We start from the raw sequence: 15,332 nt of genomic DNA, 5'->3' as shown, positions 1-15,332 counted from the left end.
TGCTCATTGTTATATTTAACAAAAGCAAACCTACTCGATAAGCATAATACCCTTGTTTACACTCATCTAGTGTGAATCTTATGTGAGAAAGAGTAAACTAAGGTTTTCAATTTATTCTAAAGAATAGGATCCGAGCAGCTATGGCTGAATACGTCTATACCATGTCTCGTGTGAGCAAAATTGTGCCACCGAAACGTCAAATATTGAAAGATATCTCACTAAGCTTTTTTCCTGGTGCCAAAATTGGTGTTCTCGGCCTAAACGGTGCAGGTAAATCAACCCTACTACGCATCATGGCTGGTATTGATACCGATATTGATGGTGAAGCACGTCCTCAACCTGGTCTTAATGTTGGCTACCTTCCTCAAGAACCAGTACTGGATGAATCAAAAACCGTACGTGAAATTGTAGAAGAAGCGGTCGCCGATGTCGCGGATGCATTAAAACGAATTGATGCAGTTTATGCCGCTTATGCCGAACCTGATGCTGATTTTGATGCGTTGGCCAAAGAACAAGGCGAGCTTGAAGCATTAATTCAAGCTAAAGATGGCCATAATCTAGAGAATGCCCTAGAACGTGCGGCAGATGCGCTTCGCCTTCCTGAGTGGGATGCCAAAATTGAACACCTTTCTGGTGGTGAACGTCGCCGTGTCGCCATTTGCCGTCTACTACTTGAAAAGCCAGACATGTTGCTACTTGATGAGCCAACCAACCACTTAGATGCGGAATCTGTGGCTTGGCTTGAGCACTTCCTAGTTGATTACAGCGGTACTGTTGTGGCAATTACCCACGACCGTTACTTCTTAGATAATGCAGCTGGCTGGATCCTGGAACTTGACCGTGGTGAAGGTATTCCATGGGAAGGGAACTACACCTCATGGCTAGAGCAAAAAGATGAGCGTTTGGCGCAAGAAGCTTCATCTGAAAATGCTCGCAAGAAAACAATTGAGAAAGAGCTAGAGTGGGTTCGTCAAAACCCGAAAGGCCGTCAAGCGAAATCAAAAGCTCGTATGGCGCGCTTTGAAGAACTGAACAAATCTGATCACCAAAAACGTAACGAAACCAATGAGCTGTTTATTCCGCCAGGTGAGCGTTTAGGCGACAAGGTTCTTGAAGTTAACAACCTAACCAAGTCATTTGGCGATCGTGTTTTGATTGATAACCTATCTTTCAGCATGCCTAAAGGGGCTATCGTCGGTATCGTCGGTGCCAACGGCGCAGGTAAATCAACCCTATTCAAAATGCTAAGTGGTACTGAGCAACCAGATTCAGGCACTATTGAACTGGGCGAAACCGTAAAACTGGCCTCAGTGGATCAGTTCCGTGACAGCATGAATGATAGCAACACGGTTTTCCAAGAAATCTCGGAAGGTGCGGATATCATCAAGATCAACAACTTCGAAATTCCAGCTCGAGCTTACTGTTCTCGCTTTAACTTCCGTGGTGTTGATCAGCAAAAACGCATTGGCGAACTTTCTGGTGGTGAACGTAACCGTGTTCACCTAGCGAAATTACTTAAAGCGGGCGGTAACGTATTACTACTCGATGAACCGACCAATGACTTGGACGTTGAAACGCTTCGTGCACTTGAAGAAGCGTTACTTGAGTTCCCAGGTTGTGCCATGGTTATCTCGCATGACCGTTGGTTCCTCGACCGTATTGCCACGCACATTCTTGATTACCGCGATGAAGGGCAAGTAAACTTCTACGAAGGTAACTACACAGAATACAGCGAGTGGTTGAAACAAACTTTAGGTGCAGCGGCTGCTGAACCTCACCGCATCAAGTATAAGCGCGTAACTAAGTAGTTATGATTTAGGTAGTCATCTATTGTCCTACCTAGACTGATACCCAACCACCAAAGCCATTGCCCTATGTGATGGCTTTATTTTTTCTGCTGATTTTTCTGTTTATATCAATCAAAATCCGTAGAAAGGTTTCCTTGCCTCAAAATGAGAACAGCGCTGTAAATTTTATCGCTTAATTTAGCTCAACCTTTTCCCTCCTTATAAATTGCTGTAGACCATAAGCTATCCAGATTTTTAACCTTGTGTGCTTTATGCCTGATTTAGACTCCACACTACCTAACACCCTACATTCTCAAATTACCGCAAAGAGTAAACAGAGTATTTGGCCTATGATGATCTTTAAGCACATGGTAGGCCAAAAGCTATTTAAAGTACTCTCCATTACTTGTATTCTTTTTTTAGTTTCAACAATATGGTTAGCTATCGCCCAGTGGCAAACTAGCCGAGATCAACTCGATATTCTCAATCACCAATTACAATTCTATAAAGAGCAGTACCAACTACAACTTGCCACCAATCAAAACCTGCAAGACGCTTTGCAGGAACAAGACCATGATCAAATTGATAACCTAGACGATGACTCAATCGTGCTCCCTGCAATAAATTTCGAGCAAGCTCTTGCCACAATAGACAACTCAGAGCAAATCACCTTCCCTCTTCCGCCAGCGATTGAAGCCAGCTTGTTTCGCATGATCCCTAATGATATCCCTGTCGAGTACCGACGAATCTCCTCACCTTACGGAGAGCGATTACACCCAATTAGTGGTAAATGGAAACGACATCTAGGGACGGATTTAACCTGCCCACTTGGCACACCTATTTTTGCAACTGCCGATGGTGTCATTGAAATGACTCGCGCCAGCAACCAAGGTTACGGCAACTTATTGAAGATTCGTCATGGCTTGGGCTTTGCAACTCTCTACGCTCATCTAAACCAATTTGCAGTCAAGCCAGGGCAGTTTGTCGAGAAAGGTGACCGAATCGGATTTTGTGGCAATAGTGGTAATTCAACAGGCTCACATTTGCACTACGAAGTTCGTTTTATTGGCAAAACGTTAGATCCACAAGACTTTATGCAATGGCAGCCCGAAAATATTGAACAGCTATTTAACAAGCAATCATACGTACCTTGGCCAAACTTAGTTAAGCAGCTTAATCGAACAGTGAACTTACAACTATTATTAGCAATGAGTAGCAAACAGCCAATAAATGATATAGTGAACCAATCAAGAAAACTCACCCAACAAAATAAAATAAAGAAAAAAGAAAGTTTACAAGATTTTGGTATAGAAGAAGGTGGATGGGTGACAGTAGAAGAATAATGAGCCTTTTCTATCAATAAAAAAGGCTCAGTAGTATTTGTAAAAATGCCCCTTAAAGTAACTGAAATTGCTGCAAAGTGACAAATAATGCAGCTTCAAATACGACAGGGATAATTATTTGCCGCGATGCATTGCATCATTAGCTTGCTTTAACAAGTTTTGGCTTTCACGCATAAATTGCTGAGAGTAGTCTCCATACCATTCTGATACCGAATTAAACTGCCTCACAAATTCTGCTTTGTTGCGATGTTCTAAAATTTCAATTGCTTCGCCAAAACGTTGATGGAAGCGTTTTATCATATCGATATTACGTTGTGACGACATAATAATATCACCGTACAAATCAGGATCCTGCGCAAACAGACGCCCCACCATCGCCAACTCTAAGCGATAAATCGGAGAGCTTAACTGCACTAAAGTATCGAGATTTGGGTTCTCTTTAGATAAATGCGAGCCATAAGCAAATGAAGTAAAGTGACGCAGCGCTTGAATCAAAGTCATGCCGTTATCATGCTCTTCTGCACCAATGTCACAAATACTCGCGCCCCAAATTTCAAATTGCTTGAGTAACCATTGGTAAGCTTCAGGTTGGCGACCCTCACTACAAATAATGACCTGTTTTGCCATGCTTGGAATATCCGGGCCAAACATTGGGTGTAAACCAACAACAGGACCAGCATGCGCTTCGAGCATAGCTGCGAGTGGTTCCGCTTTAATCGAGGTTAAGTCACATAAAATGCAATCATTAGGTAATGCTGGCAGCTTTTTAATCACAGAATCGGTTAAGTGAATCGGCACGCTGACCACAACCATTCCTGCATCCTTAACGATTTCTTGTGCGTTAGCCCAGTCTTGACTACCTAAGATTTTCACCTGATAGCCTGAAAGTTCAAACATACGCTTAAATAAACCACCGAGTTGACCATTACCTCCCACAATAACAATGGAACGTAACTCTGGATTTAAGCACTTAAAGCCGGAATCTTTTTCACTGGCATAAGATTCACGCATAGTACGACGTAGAATGTCTTCAATAAGTTGCGGTGGAACACCTCGTTTTTCAGCTTCTGCACGACGAGATGCCAACATCGCCGCTTCACGATCCGGTGCGTAAATAGGTAAACCATGTTTGCTTTTTACTTCGCCTACCTTTTCAACCAAAGACAAACGTTGAGCTAGAAGCTCAACGATTTGTTTGTCCACGGCGTCGATTTGATCTCTTAATTCATTTAATTCAACAGCCATTTTATTTCCTACTAAAACGCAATCGTCTTACTCTACCCTTTTAAACGGTTTTGTAAAAATGGAACTAACTCTTTATGTGCATGACGTAGCAAGGTTTCAGTTGTATCCCAGCTAATACAAGCATCGGTAATCGATACTCCATACTGCATTTCAGAGAGTGGGATATCTGAACCTTGATTACCTTCATTAATATGGCTCTCAATCATTAGGCCAATAATCGACTTATTTCCCTCGCGAATTTGGTGAATCACATCTTCTGCAACTAATGGCTGACGACGGTAATCTTTACGTGAGTTGGCATGACTACAATCGACCATCAACGCGGCGTCTAATCCATGTTTCGCCATCTCTTGTTCACACTCATTAACCGATACTGAATCGTAATTAGTTTGTTTTCCGCCACGTAAAATTACATGACCATTCCCATTACCTTGGGTAGTTAGTAGTGCAACTTGTCCATCACTATCAATCCCCATAAAACGGTGGCTAGAAGAAGCGGCTTGCATCGCATTAATAGCTGTACCTAAACTGCCATCGGTACCATTTTTAAAGCCAACTGGAACCGATAAGCCACTAGCCATTTCACGGTGAGTTTGAGATTCTGTAGTTCGTGCACCAATTGCTGCCCAACTAAAAGTATCACCAAGGTATTGTGGACTAATTGGATCCAATGCTTCAGTTGCCAATGGGATTTCCATTTCAGCTAAATCGACTAATAACTGACGAGCAATATGCAAGCCTTGTTCAATATCGAAGGAGTTATCCAAATGCGGATCGTTAATCAACCCTTTCCAACCTACTGTAGTTCGTGGCTTTTCAAAGTAAACGCGCATCACTAGGTAGATTTGATCATCCAATTGAGCCGATAATTCTTTAAGGCGTTTTGCGTACTCTTTTGCAGCATCGATGTCATGAATCGAACATGGACCACAAACAACCAGCAAACGGTGATCTTTCTTATGTATAATGTCAGAAATGGTTTGGCGTGACGATTGGATAAACTGACGAGCTTGGTCACTTAATGGAATTTTCTTTTTCAATTCATTCGGCGTGATGATGACTTGTTCATCGCTGATGTTGATATTGCTTAATTCGCTTTTGTACATAACATTACCTGTAAATTTTTTAATACACCTGATATCTGAGTCAACTCTCAGCGCTTGATGAATCCAAATTAACAGTATTAATAAAGTTTGCAAGCACCACCAACCTGAAAGTGATAACACTCAACAGTGTAAATTAAAATAAACACATGTACCTTAAAGTGTACAAATAGCGATATCATCAACTTTAAACAATGAACTAGGTACTATGGATTTAATACTTTCTCTGCTTCAACAAATGTGTGTCTACCTAGTACTGGCTTACATGCTCAGTAAAACGCCTATTTTTTTACCTCTGCTGAATATTTCTTCTCGCTTATCCCATAAGTTCAGCTGTTATGTTCTCTTTTCATTGTTTTGTATTATGGGGACCTACTTTGGTTTACACATCAATGATGCGATAGCAAACACCCGAGCCATTGGTGCGGTAATGGGCGGACTCTTCGGTGGCCCGATTGTTGGCTTTGCGGTCGGCTTTACAGGTGGAATGCATAGATACAGTCTAGGCGGATTCACCGATGTGGCTTGTGCTATTTCAACCACCGCAGAAGGGTTAATTGGTGGGCTATTACACCTCTATTTAGTGAAAAAAGATAAAACTGAGCAATTATTTAACCCTATCATCGTATTAGCGGTAACTTTTGTTGCCGAAACCGCTCAAATGCTGATCATCATTTCCGTCGCCAAACCGTTTGATCAAGCTTATGCTCTTGTTTCCAATATTGCCGCACCAATGATCATTGCTAATTGCGTCGGTGCAGCATTGTTTGTCAGTATTTTGCAGGATCGAAAAACCATCTATGAAAAGTATTCCGCAACCTTTTCTCGCCGAGCATTAACCATTGCAGAGCGTAGTGTCGGGATTTGGAATTCAGGCTTTAACTCAACAAATGCTGAAAAAATTGTTCGTATTATTTATGAAGAAACCAATGTAGGTGCGGTGGCAATTACTGATAAAGATAAAATCTTAGCCTTTATTGGCCTCGGTGATGATCACCACAAACCGAATACACAGATCTCTTCCGAGTGCACCATACAAGCGATGGAACAAAACCGCGTGATGTATCTCGATGGGCGTGAAACTCCTTACCAATGCTCGCTATCACCAAGCTGTAAACTAGGCTCTGTTTTAGTTATTCCACTAAGAGCGGGTAAAGAAGTGATCGGAACAATTAAGCTTTATGAGCCGAAACGTAAACTGCTCTCTAATATTAACCGTTCAATGGGTGAAGGGATTGCTCAACTACTATCAAGCCAAATTCTGTATAACGATTTTCAGCGTCAACAAGCCTTACTGAGCCAGGCTGAAATAAAGTTATTACAAGCTCAAGTAAACCCGCACTTTTTATTTAATGCACTAAATACCATCAGTGCGATTATTCGTCGTGACCCTAATAAAGCTCGCGAACTGATTCAACATCTTTCGCATTTCTTTAGAAGTAATTTAAAACAGAATATAGAAACCGTTACCTTTAAAGAAGAACTGGCCCATGTGAATGCTTACCTCACCATAGAAAAAGCCCGCTTTACCGATAGGTTAGAGGTAGAAGTTAATATTGATGATGGATTACTCGAAAAATCACTTCCAAGTTTCACTTTACAACCTTTAGTTGAAAATGCGATTAAACACGGTATTTCGAATAAACTAGAAGGTGGTAAGATCCGCATTATTAGCCAACGAAACTCGCTCGGTTATCAGATCGTAGTAGAAGATAATGCAGGTAACTTCATCCCCCCTCAACCCGGTCATGAAGGTTTAGGAATGGAAATTGTTGATAAGCGTTTGACCAACCATTTTGGCCCGACTGCCGCACTGCAAACCCATTGCCATAAAGATCACTTTACTCGCATGAGTTTTTTGATCCCTTACGAAAAAATTGGTCAATAAAGGATAACCAATGCTAACTGCAATCGTCATTGATGATGAACTATTCGCGCGTGAAGAACTCACCGAATTATTACAAGAAACCGGTCAAGTAGAAGTGATCGCTCAAGCCAGTAATGCGATTGAAGGCTTAAAGCAAATCAATAGTTTAAAACCTGAAGCCGTCTTCGTTGATATTCAAATGCCGCAAATTAGTGGCATTGAATTGCTCAGTATGCTTGATCCCGATACCATGCCGAACGTTATTTTTGTCACCGCATTTGACCAATACGCCATTCAAGCGTTTGAAGACAATGCCTTTGACTACCTACTAAAACCCGTCGACCCTAAGCGACTGAATAAAACGATTCAACGTTTGCTCAAAGCCGGACAAAATAAAGAAGCACTGCACACTCAAGCGCAAATCGAAGCCCTAACACCAAAACGCTTACAACAAGTGCCGTGTATGGGACACAACCGGATCATGATCATTCCACTGCAAGACATTGAATCAGCATTTAGTGATCTTTCAGGTGTTCATATCCAAACTGCTCAGCAAACGGCTACCAGCCAATTAACACTCAAAACATTAGAAGAGAAAACTGAATTACTACGCTGTCATCGACAGTATTTGATCAATACGAAAAAGATCAAAGAAATAAAACTTCTCGATAATGGTTTAGGGGAAGTGATCACCCAAAGTGGACAGGTGGTTCCAATTAGCCGACGCTATTTGAAACCACTGAAAGAAGAGTTGGGGATAGTGTAAATACAGGTTCCTAGTCACAAGTTCCTAGATTCGCTTCGCTGCTAGAAAGAGCAAAACTCACCGCCGCTCTTTCTAGGGACTATAAACTAGGGACTAGGAACCTTATCTTTTAGAACCCTCTCAACTGAATTCGGCGCAAGAATTCCGTCATAATACGATCGTATAGAAGATCGCCTAACCACAGATCTTCGACTTTATTATCGATACTAGGGTTGTCGTTCACTTCAATCACATACACGTGACCATCAATTTCTTTTAGATCGACGCCATATAAGCCCGACCCAATTAAGTTCGCGGCTTTCACTGCAGTATCCACCACATTCTTCGGTACTTGTTTCAAGTCTAAAGTATCAAAGCCACCGGAGGTTGTACGCCCACTGTTGTGATGCTGATAAATCTGCCAGTGACCACGACTCATGTGATAACGGCAAGCATAAATCGCTTGTCGGTTCATCACTCCAATTCGCCAATCAAAATCAGTAGGCATAAAGGCTTGTGCTAAAATCAACGCACTCTTATCAAACAATTCCGCCGCTTTAGCTTCTAACGTTGATTCATCGGTCACTTTGACCACACCCACTGAGAATGCCCCATCTGGAATTTTCAGCACTAAAGGTAAAGACATGTGCTCTAGCAAACTCTGCTTCCAATTAGGATCAAAGCTACGCAAAATCATCGACTTCGGCGCTGGCACATTGTGCCTATCGAGTAACTCGGTGAGGAAAACTTTATTGGTACACTTCATGATCGATTCTGGATCATCCATCACCACTAACCCGAGCTTTTCCGCTCGCTTAGCAAAACGATAAGTAAAGTTACTAATATTAGTCGTAGCGCGAATAAATAAACCATCAAACTCACTCAAACGCGAAAAGTCATCTGCGGTAATGGTTTGTAAACTCATACCTAATCGGTTGGCGGCTTTCTTAAAGCGATTAAGCGCTACTGAATCCGACGGTGGCATTTTTTCTTCTGGATCCACCAGCATCGCAATGTCATAGCGATATTGTTTACTTGGTTTTGGTGAACTGCGCCAAACTTTATTAGAGAACAGCTCTAAAGACTGAGCAAACACATCTTGCTCTTCATTGTTTAAATCTTGAAATGGAAAAGGCTCAACCTTAGCCAGTTGCCACTGCTTACCATGTTTTTTCAGTTCGATATCTAAAACTGGGATCATAAAATGCTCAAATAAACGACGAGCGACTTTTTCTAATCCTTTGATATTAGTACGGCCAAAATACACTTTGCCGGCTACTTGCTCAGCATCAGCAAAATGTTTATTTAAGTCTTGTTCAGGAAGTGAAATCACAAATGGCTGATTAACATCATTAATTGCCATTACTCTCGGTATAACCCGATGCCCACGCGCTTCTGCCAATAATGAACAATAATAGCCATTGCTCATATAGCCATAATCACGGCATAAATTAAGCACTTGTACACTTTTATGCTTTTCTGATTTGTCCGATAAAAAGCTAGGTTGAAGATATTGATCGACTGTTACAACTTGGTCAGAAGGGAAGTACTGACGCCAGTCGCTGTCTTTATCTGTCACAATAACAAAATTTGCCATAAATCCATTTTCCTCTAGCAAAAAAACACTTTGTCGTATCTAATTATTATGTCTCTGTTGTACTCACATAGCAGTGACACAAAGACCTTTATCGGCATTTTATGGTGGATATTAAGATGGAACTTCGCCGAGCAACTCCACAAGATTTACCCGCATTAATTGAGTTAGAAAACAGCGCATTTAGCAGCGATATGATTACTGCGAGACAAATGAAACGCTTTTTAAACTCCCCGTATAGCCAAATATGGATAGTACAGTCTGAACAGCAGATCGCAGGGTATGCATTGCTTCTTTTCCATCAAGGAACACAATTGTCTCGTCTGTATTCAATTGCAGTTAACCCACTGTTTCGTGGACAAAAAATTGCGCAACAACTGATGGATAAATGTGAACAAGCAGCACTAGAACACGGTTCTACCACATTACGCCTAGAAGTCAGAAATGACAATATTGCAGCTAAGAATTTGTATCAAAAATTAGGCTATAAACCATTAAAAGTTCTGATCCACTATTACGACGATTTGGCTGATGGTTTACGGATGCAAAAACGCTTAACCGCTAGCCAACCTAAAACTTTATTGTCGATGCCTCTGTATATTCAAACCACACCTTTCACTTGTGGCGCAGCTTGTTTATTGATGGCCTTTTCAACCTTAGATAAGCAATTTGAACTCGGACGAAAAGAAGAGCTACAACTGTGGCGTGAGGCCACCACCATTTTTATGGCAGGAGGTCACGGAGGTTGCAGTGGGCACGGTTTAGCTCTTGCGGCTAAAAAACGTGGTTTTGATGTCGAACTTTGGACACAATCACAATCGACGCCCTTTATTGATAGCGTGCGCGATAGCAACAAAAAAGAAGTGATTGAAATTGTGCATCAAGATTTCTGCCAACAAGCGGAAGCTCTCGGTATAGTGCCCATCAGTGCACCACCGAATACAGAGCAAATTGAACAATGGATTGAGCAAGGCAAATGCGTATTACTGCTGATCAGCACTTATCGCTTTAATGGCTACAAAGAACCACACTGGATTATTTTGTCTGGCATGAATGAGCAGTTTTTCTTTATTCATGATCCACACAGCGACCGAGAGAATGATGTCGCCTCTTCAGCGTCGATTCCCGTCAGCAAAGCAAGCCTAGGGCAGATTATTGGGTTTGGTAAACAAAAACACACCGCGTGTGTAGTAGTAAGTTCCTAGTCACGAGTTCCTAGTTTCGCTTCGCTACTAGAAAGAGCAAAGTTCACCGATGCTCTTTCTAGAAACTAGGGACTAGAAACCCGCTCTCATCTATTCCTTAATCAAACTCACCACTGTCCAACCCGCTTCAGTCGTATGGGTACTATCGTTAGAAAGAATATGTATATTGCCTTTAGGATCGACAGTAAACAGTGATAGGCGATGGCCATCGACATATTTCATCACATAATCTTGCCAGTTAAATTCAGCGGTTAATTTGGTGTGTTTAACCTCAGCACCTTGGTTAATGAGGCTTGCTAATTTCTTATAACTCACGTCATCACCTAGCAAAGTTCGCCCATGTTTTTCTTCTGCTAACCGATGCTTTTCATGTTGGTTTTCTTTACTTTTTCCATTTAAGAAAAATACTCGACGTTCGCTAAATTCCGCCATAAAGTATTTAGCAGCAACCACATTAAAGTGCTTATCTGGCGTCACCGCGATCAAGTTACCAATGCCTATTAAATCCAAATATTCTTCGGCATGACTTGAAATCGGGTTGCCGTAATAGGTTTCAAAACCTTGCATGCGTGCTTTACGGATGTATTCCCAGTTAGAGTCTGTGATGACGATTCGATAACCATATTTTTGTAAAGCCGTTGCGAAGGTTCGACCAACATCGTTTGCCCCCACTATCAAGAAACCTCTTGGCGAAGGTTCAGATAAGCTCAACGCATTGGCTAATGGTCGCGCAGTAATACTTTGAAGTACCACAGTTCCCACAATCACCATAAAGGTTAATGGCACCAGTAAGCTCGCACCTTCTACGCCTGCATCAACTAACTTAATCGCAAATAATGAAGAAATAGACGCCGCCACAATGCCTCGCGGAGCCACCCAAGCGATAAAGAATTTCTCTTTAAAGTTAAGGCTGCTGCCGATAGTGGCAATAAAGATCGCAATTGGACGTGACAACAACTGTATTGCGGCAAACAGTACCGCCGAGGCAACACCTAACGTAGCAAAATCCGCTAATTCCATTCGAGCGGAAAGCATTAAAAACAAGCCAGAAATCAATAGGATGGTCAGGTTTTCTTTAAAGTGCAGAATATTCTGGATATTGACGCCTTTGGCATTAGCAAGCCACATGCCCATCACGGTGACCGCCAATAAGCCCGATTCTGATTCCAAAGCATTAGAAACTGCAAACACGCCGAGTACTAAGGTTAACACTGCAAATGGTTGCAAATACTCAGGTAATAAACGGCGTCTTAATATCTGCGCCAACAACATACCCGCTAAACCACCCAGTACGATGCCGATCAATAAGATCAAACCAAATACATGCAAACTGTGCATCTTGCTACTAGAAACAATAAACTCATACACAATCACAATAAATAACGCGCCAATTGGATCGATTAGAATCCCCTCCCAGCGCAATATATTGGCAAGTTTGGATTTTGGTCTTACCGTACGTAATAGTGGCACGACTACCGTTGGGCCTGTCACCACCGTTAAACTACCGAATAACAGCGCCAACGGCCAACTAAAGTCGAGTAAATAAAAGGTGAAGACACTGGTAATCGCCCAAGTAATTAATGCCCCAATAGTGACAATGTTGATCACGGTTCGGTTTACTTCGCGGATCTCTTTTAAATTCAGCGTCAAGCTACCTTCAAATAAGATCACCGCAACGGCTAGGGAAATAAGGGGGAAAAGCAGATCGCCGAACATTTCATTCGGCTGAAAGATATGCGTAATCGGACCAATAATAAAACCAGCAATTAATAGAAATAAAATCGCAGGCAACTTCATTCGCCATGCAAGCCATTGGCAGCCTAATCCAACTAATCCAACTGCGGCAAGCATTAAACCTAGATCTTCAGTGAGCATCGAACATGATACCTATTGGTGAATACATTATAAATTGAGGAATAGATTATTGAGACTATCATTTTTACTAATCAGCATTCTTTGCTAACGAGCATAACCAACAGCCTCAATGAATGACTTATCTAGCTTGTTAGTTATTCAACTGACTATCGTTCCAACCGCGTTGCCATTCCATACGAAATTTTTGCGAATCAGGAGTCCCTTCACACACACCTTCATAATAGTTGCCACTTAACCCAATTTGATAAGCATGATTAGGGTTGCAGTATTCATTAATACCTTTTAAGTAACCATCGGCATAATCATTAATATTTACTTTGCTAAAGTCTTTAAAATCTCCTGCAGTACGACTCTGCTTACCTTTAATGCCATCAGAATAACCAACCGCATTCCAATCACCAGATTTAGCGTAATCTTCTGCTGTGCTCGTGCACGCAGTGACTAAAATCAGCCCTGAAACTACACCGATATTTCTAACCCACTTTTTCACTTGAGCTTGATTCATTGATATTCCCTTATTGTTCATCACATTGATATACCCAAGCAACTTCAAGATGCGAGTTTCAGCAAGAATAAAACAAGCTTTAGGCAAGACAAATTGAATATGATCATAGTTATTCTATCTCTGTTCAATTTAACGCAGCATAAAGCTTGTTTTAACTTGCCCTTCGGGAGCTTCATTCAAACCTCTTCTTTTTTATAAGAGAAAGGCCGCGTCAGATTGGTTTGAAAGGTAGCTAAATTCCTTCACCAATCATCCTTGCCTAAAGGTCTGGATGATAGCTCTGAATTCTGCATCTTGAAGTCACTTGGGTATATTTATCACAACTATTACACAGGTCACATTTAAAACAAATCAGAAAAGCACCGCTAAGTTAACAATAAAACCACTTACTAGGATTAATGACCGTTCAATTCTATATGCGACCACTCATCAAAAGGTTAAATGATTGTGACAAAATCTGGGATTATTATAGCTACCAAAGTGATTTCAAGATGCAAAACCCTCTTGAGTATAACCGCACTCCTCAACCCTTTTGAACAGGACAATAATTATGATGATGTTCCTTTTTTGTGTAGCCGCATTGATTGCCGGTTACTTTATCTACGGAGCTTTCGTTGAAAAAGTTTTTGGTATTAAAGAAAATCGCACCACGCCGGCTTACTCAAAGCAAGATGGTGTGGACTACGTACCAATGTCAAATAAGAAAGTGTACTTAGTTCAACTATTAAATATTGCTGGTGTCGGCCCAATTTTCGGCCCAATCATGGGTGCCCTTTACGGCCCAGCTGCAATGCTTTGGATTGTTTTAGGCTGTATTTTTGCAGGTGCGGTTCACGATTACTTCTCTGGTATGCTTTCTATTCGTAACGGTGGCGCTTCAGTTCCATCCATTACTGGCCGCTACCTAGGTAAAGGCGCGAAACACTTCATGAACGTCTTTGCGATTGTGTTATTAATGCTAGTAGGCGTAGTATTTGTTTCCGCACCAGCAGGCATGATCAGCAACCTAGTAAACGAACAAACCAGTGCGACCATTTCGATGGGGACTATGGTTGCGATTATCTTTGGCTACTATATTGTAGCGACCATCGTTCCAATCGATAAAATTATTGGTCGTTTTTACCCATTATTCGGCTTCTTACTCATTTTCATGTCTGTTGGCCTAATCAGCGCAATCGCATTCTCAAGCGACCAAGCGATTCTTGCTGGTTATAAATTTAGCGACATGTTCACCAACATGAACCCACATGATCTACCTCTATGGCCTGCACTATTTATTACGATTGCTTGTGGTGCGATTTCAGGCTTCCACGCTACACAGTCACCTCTAATGGCTCGCTGCTTAGAAAATGAAAAGAACGGTCGTTTCGTATTCTTTGGTGCGATGATTGGTGAAGGTGTGATTGCACTTATTTGGTGTGCGATTGCATTGTCATTCTTTGGTTCGATGGATGCACTAGGCGAAGCAGTGAAACACGGTGGTCCTGGTAATGTAGTTTACTCATCATCATTTGGTTTACTTGGTGTATTCGGTGGTGTGATTGCCTTCCTAGGTGTGGTGATTCTACCTATCACTTCAGGCGATACCGCATTCCGTTCTAGTCGTTTGATTCTTGCTGAATACTTCAACATGGAACAAAAGACACTAAAAAGCCGCTTACTAATGGCACTTCCATTATTCGTTATCGGTGGCATTTTGACTCAAGTCGATTTCGGCATCATCTGGCGCTACTTCGGTTTTGCTAACCAAACGACTGCAGTGATGATGCTTTGGACTGCATCGGCTTACCTACTGCGCTTTAACAAATTCCATTGGATCACCACAGTTCCTGCCATGTTTATGACGACGGTATGTATTACCTTTATCTTAAATAACAGCACATTAGGCTTTGGGCTACCAATGCAACTATCAACTATCATTGGTGTTGTTGCGATGCTTATCATCACAGGTTACGTGATTAAAATCTCTAAAGGTAAAGGCGACCCTGCTTTAGATGAAGCGGAAGAAGAGAAATTAAACGCGAAGCCAGAGACGGTGTAAGGCAGCGTTACTCGGAAGCTTG

At 41.7% G+C, this 15,332-nt stretch carries 11 protein-coding genes; 6 read left to right on the top strand and 5 right to left on the bottom strand.

Annotated features, from left to right (window positions below):
* Nucleotides 1-140: 140 nt before the first annotated feature.
* The gene (gene ettA, locus QQJ93_RS15720; RefSeq protein ID WP_089124789.1) at nt 141-1,808 is read left to right on the top strand and encodes an energy-dependent translational throttle protein EttA; all 1,668 of its coding nucleotides are present in this window, start codon (nt 141-143) and stop codon (nt 1,806-1,808) included.
* 251 nt (nt 1,809-2,059) lie between these two features.
* Nucleotides 2,060-3,130: a M23 family metallopeptidase gene (locus QQJ93_RS15715; protein ID WP_089124790.1), complete on the top strand. Its 1,071-nt coding sequence runs from the start codon at nt 2,060-2,062 to the stop codon at nt 3,128-3,130.
* Nucleotides 3,131-3,244: 114 nt separating this feature from the next.
* Here the strand turns inward: QQJ93_RS15715 and tyrA are convergent, their stop codons facing one another.
* Together tyrA and QQJ93_RS15705 are read right to left on the bottom strand one after the other, a co-directional pair.
* Complete coding sequence (gene tyrA, locus QQJ93_RS15710; protein WP_089124791.1) at nt 3,245-4,375, bottom strand: bifunctional chorismate mutase/prephenate dehydrogenase; 1,131 nt, start codon at nt 4,373-4,375, stop codon at nt 3,245-3,247.
* 32 nt (nt 4,376-4,407) lie between these two features.
* On the bottom strand, nt 4,408-5,481 hold the full coding sequence (locus tag QQJ93_RS15705; RefSeq protein ID WP_089124916.1) for a 3-deoxy-7-phosphoheptulonate synthase: 1,074 nt from the start codon (nt 5,479-5,481) through the stop codon (nt 4,408-4,410).
* Nucleotides 5,482-5,686: 205 nt separating this feature from the next.
* Here QQJ93_RS15705 and QQJ93_RS15700 point away from each other — a divergent pair, with 205 nt between their 5' ends.
* Together QQJ93_RS15700 and btsR are read left to right on the top strand one after the other, a co-directional pair.
* Entirely contained in the window at nt 5,687-7,366 is a 1,680-nt protein-coding gene (locus QQJ93_RS15700) for a sensor histidine kinase (protein ID WP_089124792.1), read from the top strand.
* A gap of 10 nt (nt 7,367-7,376) precedes the next feature.
* Nucleotides 7,377-8,111 carry a two-component system response regulator BtsR gene (gene btsR, locus QQJ93_RS15695; protein ID WP_089124793.1) on the top strand — a complete coding sequence of 245 codons (735 nt, stop codon included), beginning with the start codon at nt 7,377-7,379 and terminating at the stop codon, nt 8,109-8,111.
* A 109-nt stretch (nt 8,112-8,220) separates the two neighbouring features.
* Here the strand turns inward: btsR and QQJ93_RS15690 are convergent, their stop codons facing one another.
* Nucleotides 8,221-9,687 (bottom strand): RimK family ATP-grasp domain-containing protein, encoded by a 1,467-nt coding sequence (locus QQJ93_RS15690; RefSeq protein WP_089124794.1) that lies wholly within the window; start codon nt 9,685-9,687, stop codon nt 8,221-8,223.
* Between the two features lie 116 nt (nt 9,688-9,803).
* Here QQJ93_RS15690 and QQJ93_RS15685 point away from each other — a divergent pair, with 116 nt between their 5' ends.
* The gene (locus tag QQJ93_RS15685; protein WP_089124795.1) at nt 9,804-10,889 is read left to right on the top strand and encodes a GNAT family N-acetyltransferase/peptidase C39 family protein; all 1,086 of its coding nucleotides are present in this window, start codon (nt 9,804-9,806) and stop codon (nt 10,887-10,889) included.
* Between the two features lie 90 nt (nt 10,890-10,979).
* On the opposite strand, the gene QQJ93_RS15680 is transcribed toward QQJ93_RS15685, so the two are convergent.
* The gene (locus tag QQJ93_RS15680; protein ID WP_089124796.1) at nt 10,980-12,764 is read right to left on the bottom strand and encodes a cation:proton antiporter; all 1,785 of its coding nucleotides are present in this window, start codon (nt 12,762-12,764) and stop codon (nt 10,980-10,982) included.
* Nucleotides 12,765-12,894: 130 nt separating this feature from the next.
* Nucleotides 12,895-13,269: a DUF2799 domain-containing protein gene (locus QQJ93_RS15675; protein ID WP_089124797.1), complete on the bottom strand. Its 375-nt coding sequence runs from the start codon at nt 13,267-13,269 to the stop codon at nt 12,895-12,897.
* A 550-nt stretch (nt 13,270-13,819) separates the two neighbouring features.
* Here QQJ93_RS15675 and QQJ93_RS15670 point away from each other — a divergent pair.
* Nucleotides 13,820-15,310, top strand: coding sequence for a carbon starvation CstA family protein (locus QQJ93_RS15670; protein ID WP_089124798.1), 1,491 nt, complete (start codon nt 13,820-13,822; stop codon nt 15,308-15,310).
* The last annotated feature ends 22 nt before the right edge of the window (nt 15,311-15,332 follow it).

The sequence above is a fragment of the Vibrio algivorus genome, assembly GCF_030161215.1.
GTDB classification, from domain to species: Bacteria; Pseudomonadota; Gammaproteobacteria; order Enterobacterales; family Vibrionaceae; genus Vibrio; species Vibrio algivorus.
The sequence above is the reverse complement of the archived record's forward strand: the minus strand, read 5'-3'. Positions and strand labels throughout refer to the sequence as shown.

Excerpts from the sequence above, each read along its gene's own strand:
- ettA (WP_089124789.1), top strand. The coding sequence starts at position 141 with ATGGCTGAATACGTCTATACCATGTCTCGTGTGAGCAAAATTGTGCCA.
- QQJ93_RS15715 (WP_089124790.1), top strand. The coding sequence starts at position 2,060 with ATGCCTGATTTAGACTCCACACTACCTAACACCCTACATTCTCAAATT.
- tyrA (WP_089124791.1), bottom strand. The coding sequence starts at position 4,375 with ATGGCTGTTGAATTAAATGAATTAAGAGATCAAATCGACGCCGTGGAC.
- QQJ93_RS15705 (WP_089124916.1), bottom strand. The coding sequence starts at position 5,481 with ATGTACAAAAGCGAATTAAGCAATATCAACATCAGCGATGAACAAGTC.
- QQJ93_RS15700 (WP_089124792.1), top strand. The coding sequence starts at position 5,687 with ATGGATTTAATACTTTCTCTGCTTCAACAAATGTGTGTCTACCTAGTA.
- btsR (WP_089124793.1), top strand. The coding sequence starts at position 7,377 with ATGCTAACTGCAATCGTCATTGATGATGAACTATTCGCGCGTGAAGAA.
- QQJ93_RS15690 (WP_089124794.1), bottom strand. The coding sequence starts at position 9,687 with ATGGCAAATTTTGTTATTGTGACAGATAAAGACAGCGACTGGCGTCAG.
- QQJ93_RS15685 (WP_089124795.1), top strand. The coding sequence starts at position 9,804 with ATGGAACTTCGCCGAGCAACTCCACAAGATTTACCCGCATTAATTGAG.
- QQJ93_RS15680 (WP_089124796.1), bottom strand. The coding sequence starts at position 12,764 with ATGCTCACTGAAGATCTAGGTTTAATGCTTGCCGCAGTTGGATTAGTT.
- QQJ93_RS15675 (WP_089124797.1), bottom strand. The coding sequence starts at position 13,269 with ATGAATCAAGCTCAAGTGAAAAAGTGGGTTAGAAATATCGGTGTAGTT.
- QQJ93_RS15670 (WP_089124798.1), top strand. The coding sequence starts at position 13,820 with ATGATGATGTTCCTTTTTTGTGTAGCCGCATTGATTGCCGGTTACTTT.